At 28.7% G+C, this 1,106-nt stretch carries 1 tRNA gene; it reads left to right on the top strand.

The annotated features are described in order from the left end of the window. Positions 1-903 precede the first annotated feature (903 nt). Positions 904-993: transfer RNA gene (locus ACFILH_RS02235), tRNA-Ser, on the top strand. Positions 994-1,106: the final 113 nt, after the last annotated feature.

Below are 1,106 nucleotides of genomic sequence, written 5' to 3'. Positions count from 1 at the left end.
CTCTCTGGGGGCACCATTTTTTATTTTACACATGTTTGTAAATGAATCGGCTTTTAAAACCTTGTCTGTTAAAGTTTATGCTTTCTGCTTCTGCATAATTTAGCATTTTTAAGTTCTATTCTTGAAAAACTATGTAATACCTTAACAAATTATCTATTGATCTAAGTGTATTGCTCAATAATTTTTTCTTCCATTCAAATTAACTTTTTGCTTATCCCACAGAAAAAGCATTATAAATATACCTAATTTCCAGTCATATCTAGAAGAAATTTTAAACTATCGATGCAAATCTTACATAAAATTTTATTCAAATAGTGCAAATCAGCCATTCCCTCCAAGGTACTCTTTAGACGCACTAAATATCTGAATATTTTTATTTAAAAAATTAAAATCTTTTAAAGAGCTTTCTTATTGAATTATACTTAATTTAAACTCAATAAAAACTTTCCTTGAATATATATGTCATTCTTACAAATTTATCTCTCATAAACTGTTAGAGTAATAACATTTTCTTTTCGCCAATATGAACGATCTAAATAAAATAAATATCTGGAAAGGTAAAATAATTCAAAAATACACGACCGGAATTTAATATAATTTATCAAACATTTTCAACTAAACATTTCTTATTATTACGAAAACGATTGTTAGAACTTTAAAAAAATATTGCTTTATAAAAAACTTTTAAACAGGAAAAAAATGATAAATATCATAATTACCTTTCATTTTTTCAGAAAAAACTACCATGTTTAGAAATGAAACTCTTAGATAACACACTCAAAGAATTAACTTATGAAAAATTATTTTAATTGAAACTTAAATAGTTTTACAAAGAACGCTTTAAAATGCGTATTAAAATGATTGACCTTTTACAAGAAATTTGTCAAAAAGCATATCTAGTTTGGAGGGGTGGCCGAGCGGTTTAAGGCACCGGTCTTGAAAACCGGCGTGCAGGAGACTGTACCGTGGGTTCGAATCCCACCCCCTCCGCCACAGCACTTTTATGGTTGTAGCTTGCCAGCGGTTGTAGCTTGCCAGCGGGTTTTGTATATTTTGACACTAGGTTTTGTACCAATTTATTTTTTTTAAAGAGTTTTAAAGATGTT

The organism is Bartonella sp. CL435QHHD (genome assembly GCF_042195095.1).
Classification (GTDB): Bacteria; Pseudomonadota; Alphaproteobacteria; order Rhizobiales; family Rhizobiaceae; genus Bartonella.
The sequence above is the reverse complement of the archived record's forward strand: the minus strand, read 5'-3'. Positions and strand labels throughout refer to the sequence as shown.